The organism is Streptomyces sp. NPDC005648 (assembly GCF_040605395.1).
GTDB lineage: Bacteria > Actinomycetota > Actinomycetes > Streptomycetales > Streptomycetaceae > Streptomyces.
The window spans coordinates 1-3,366 of record NZ_JBEXCS010000193.1; the positions used below are offsets into that span (position 1 = coordinate 1).

Genomic DNA, 3,366 nt, shown 5'->3' on the forward strand with positions numbered 1-3,366 from the left:
GGTCTCGGACGTCCTGTCGGCGCACCTGGCGCAGATGAGCGTGCGGCAGAACGACGACATGCGCCCCCACACCCCCGAACTCCTCGAACCCCCCGAAGCCGGCCGGGGTTCGGCCACAGCTCGGTCAACTCACGAGGGGGAACCCCCTGTTGATGTTGGTCTTGCTGCACACTCCTGTGCCGGAGGGGAGACATCATGCTGGAGATCAACACGAGCAAGGTGAGCCGCTGGGACCAGCACGGGCGGGAACACGTCGTGCGGGTACGGCGCTCGGGAGTGCAGCGCACGATCCAGTGCGACACGTGCGGGTGGCGCAAGGGCGCGCAGTTCCTGCCCTGGCTGAAGGCGGAGGAGCATCTGGCCGAGGCCCATCAGGCGACGGTCAACCCGTCGGAGGGGTAGCCGGGGCGGGGCGGGGCCGATCCGCCGGGCAGGCCATAAGCCCGCAGGCCCTAAGCCCGCAGCCCCCGCACCAGCAAGTCCACCACAGCCTCGAACTCCCCCTCCACACCGGGCTTCTCCCACTCCCTGACGTAACGCGGGTCGTGGAAGCGGTCGGTGGCCTGGAAGAGGGCGCGGGCGGCGGCGGACGGGTCGTCGGCCCGGAAGGTGCCGGACTCGACACCGTCGCGCACGATGTCCGTCAACTGCCCGGTGAGTTCCGCGACATGGGTGCCGACCACCTCGACGGCCTCGAAGACCAGGACCGAGTAGGTGGCGAACAGCTCCGGATCGATCCCGGCCTTGCGCCGCTTCGCTGCGAAGAGCGCCGCGAGCCACTCGCGCACCCGTGCCTCGGGGTCCCGACCGGTGTCGGCGGCGATGGAGGCGAGCAGTTCCGTCGTACGGTCCAGCCACTGCTTGGTGACGGCAGCCCGCAGCGCCGCCTTGGTCCGGAAGTGCCGGTAGACGCTGCCGTGGCTGACGCCGAGCGCGCGGGCCACGTCGACCACGGTCGCCTTGGCCGGGCCATGGCGGCGCAGCACCTCCTCGGTGGCGGCGAGGATGCGCTCGGCGGTCAGGGTCTCGCTGGTCGGGGCCATGGCTAGACCGTACCCGGCACCGTGATCAGCGCTCGCTGTCGAGCATGGCCATCTGCGCGGGGGCGTACCGCTCACCGGCCGCCGCGTCCGCGGGCACGGCGGACTCGATGGCGGCGAGGTCGGCCGCGTCCAGCGTCACCTCCAGGGCACCGAGGGCCTCGCCGAGCCGCTCGCGGGTCCGGGCGCCGACCAGCGGCACGATGTCCTCGCCCCGCGACAGCACCCAGGCGATGGCGATCTGCGCGACGGAGACGCCCTTCTGCTCGGCGATCTTGCGCAGCGACTCGACCAGGGTGAGGTTGTGCCGAAGGTTGTCGCCGTGGAAGCGGGGCGAGTGGGCGCGGAAGTCGTTCGCCGCGTACTCCCGGCCGGGTGTGACATGGCCGGAGATCAGCCCGCGCGAGAGCACCCCGTACGCGGTGACGGCGATGCCCAGCTCACGCAGCGTGGGCAGGATCTGCCCCTCGGGGCCGCGGGAGATGAGCGAGTACTCGATCTGGAGGTCGGCGATGGGGGCGGTGGCGGCGGCCCGGCGGACGGTCTCGGCGCCGACCTCGCTGAGGCCGATGTGGCGGACGTACCCCTTCTCGACCAGTTCCGCGATCGCGCCCACGGTCTCCTCGATCGGCACGTCGGGGTCGAGGCGGGCGGGGCGGTAGACGTCGATGTGGTCGACGCCGAGGCGCTGGAGGGAGTACGCGGCCCAGGTGCGCACGGCGGCCGGGCGCGCGTCATAGCCGTGCCAGGCGCCGTCCGGGCCGCGCTGGGCGCCGAACTTCACGCTGACCAGCGCGTTCTCCCTCAGGGCGGCCGGGGCGGTGCGCAGGGCCTCGGCGATCAGCAGTTCGTTGTGGCCCATGCCGTAGAAGTCGCCGGTGTCGAGCAGGGTCACGCCGGCTTCCAGGGCGGCGTGGATGGTGGCGATGGATTCGGCGCGGTCCGCCTCGCCGTACATGCCGGACATGCCCATACAGCCGAGGCCGAGGGCGGAGACCTGGGGGCCGGCGGTTCCGAGGTTTCGGGTTCGCATCGTCATGCCCTCACCCTTCCATGACAGCTGACAGATTTCAATATCTGTCAGCTGTCATTCCAACTTCACCGCACCCCCCCTCGTTGGTCCAGACCTATTGACGAGAGGTCTGGACCAGAGCACTGTCATGCCTACGACACCTCACCGCACCCCCACCGGGAGGCCCGTATGCTCCGCCGCCCCCTGCGTCTGCTCGCAGCCGCGCTGACGACCGCCTGTCTCGCCCAGCTCCCCCTCTCCACCACCGCCTCGGCGGCCGACACCTGCGCCACGAAACCGAGACCGTCCGGCAAGGTCCTCCAGGGTTACTGGGAGAACTGGGACGGTTCCGCGAACGGCGTCCACCCGCCCTTCGGCTGGACCCCCGTCACCGACTCCCGCATCCCCGCCCACGGCTACAACGTGATCAACGCGGCTTTCCCGGTGATCCGTTCGGACGGCACGGCCCTGTGGGAGGACGGCATGGACGCGGGCGTGAAGGTGGCGACGCCCGCGGAGATGTGCGCGGCGAAGGCGTCCGGGCAGACGGTCCTGCTGTCGATCGGCGGCGCCGCGGCCGGTATCGACCTCAGCTCGCAGACGGTGGCCGACCGTTTCGTGGCGACGATCGTCCCGATCCTGAAGAAGTACAACTTCGACGGCATCGACATAGACATCGAGACGGGCCTGGTGGGCAGCGGAAACATCACCCAACTCTCCGCTTCCCAGGCGAACTTGATCCGCATCATCGACGGAGTGCTGGCCCGGATGCCGTCCGGCTTCGGCCTCACCATGGCCCCCGAGACGGCGTACGTCACGGGCGGCAGCGTCACCTACGGCTCGATCTGGGGCGCCTACCTCCCCGTCATCAAGAAGTACGCCGACAACGGCCGTCTGTGGTGGCTGAACATGCAGTACTACAACGGCGGCATGTACGGCTGCTCCGGCGACTCCTACCAGGCCGGCACGGTGGCCGGCTTCACCGCCCAGACGGACTGCCTCAACAAGGGCCTGGTCGTGCAGGGCACGACGATCAAGGTGCCGTACGACAAGCAGGTACCGGGACTGCCCGCGCAGTCGGGCGCGGGCGGCGGCTATATGTCACCGTCCCTGGTCTCCCAGGCCTGGAAGCACTACGGCACCTCGCTCAAGGGTCTGATGACCTGGTCGATCAACTGGGACGGCTCGAAGAACTGGACGTTCGGCGACAACGTGAAGTCCCTGCAAGGGCGTTGACGCACGAACGCCGGGCGGGCCGAGTCTCCTCTTCGCGCCTCCAACCCCGCCTTCTCCCCGGCTCCATTCCGGCTCCCG

Annotated in this window: 4 protein-coding genes; 2 read left to right on the forward strand and 2 right to left on the reverse strand. The window is 69.9% G+C overall.

Annotation, left to right across the window (positions count from 1 at the left end; genetic code table 11):
* The first annotated feature begins 195 nt into the window (after nucleotides 1-195).
* Complete coding sequence (locus tag ABZT17_RS45020) at nucleotides 196-402, forward strand: hypothetical protein (RefSeq protein WP_356357983.1); 207 nt, start codon at nucleotides 196-198, stop codon at nucleotides 400-402.
* A 50-nt stretch (nucleotides 403-452) separates the two neighbouring features.
* Here the strand turns inward: ABZT17_RS45020 and ABZT17_RS45025 are convergent, their stop codons facing one another.
* Together ABZT17_RS45025 and ABZT17_RS45030 are read right to left on the reverse strand one after the other, a co-directional pair.
* Nucleotides 453-1,043 (reverse strand): TetR family transcriptional regulator, encoded by a 591-nt coding sequence (locus ABZT17_RS45025; RefSeq protein WP_356357984.1) that lies wholly within the window; start codon nucleotides 1,041-1,043, stop codon nucleotides 453-455.
* 25 nt (nucleotides 1,044-1,068) lie between these two features.
* Nucleotides 1,069-2,079, reverse strand: a complete 1,011-nt coding sequence (locus ABZT17_RS45030; protein ID WP_356357985.1) for an aldo/keto reductase — start codon at nucleotides 2,077-2,079, stop codon at nucleotides 1,069-1,071.
* Between the two features lie 162 nt (nucleotides 2,080-2,241).
* On the opposite strand from ABZT17_RS45030, the gene ABZT17_RS45035 reads away from it, so the two are divergent.
* Nucleotides 2,242-3,288, forward strand: coding sequence for a chitinase (locus ABZT17_RS45035; RefSeq protein ID WP_356357986.1), 1,047 nt, complete (start codon nucleotides 2,242-2,244; stop codon nucleotides 3,286-3,288).
* The last annotated feature ends 78 nt before the right edge of the window (nucleotides 3,289-3,366 follow it).

Bases quoted from the DNA above. Each gene is read 5' to 3' on its own strand.
- ABZT17_RS45020 (WP_356357983.1), top strand. From the start codon at position 196: ATGCTGGAGATCAACACGAGCAAGGTGAGCCGCTGGGACCAGCACGGG.
- ABZT17_RS45025 (WP_356357984.1), bottom strand. From the start codon at position 1,043: ATGGCCCCGACCAGCGAGACCCTGACCGCCGAGCGCATCCTCGCCGCC.
- ABZT17_RS45035 (WP_356357986.1), top strand. From the start codon at position 2,242: ATGCTCCGCCGCCCCCTGCGTCTGCTCGCAGCCGCGCTGACGACCGCC.
- ABZT17_RS45030 (WP_356357985.1), bottom strand. From the start codon at position 2,079: ATGACGATGCGAACCCGAAACCTCGGAACCGCCGGCCCCCAGGTCTCC.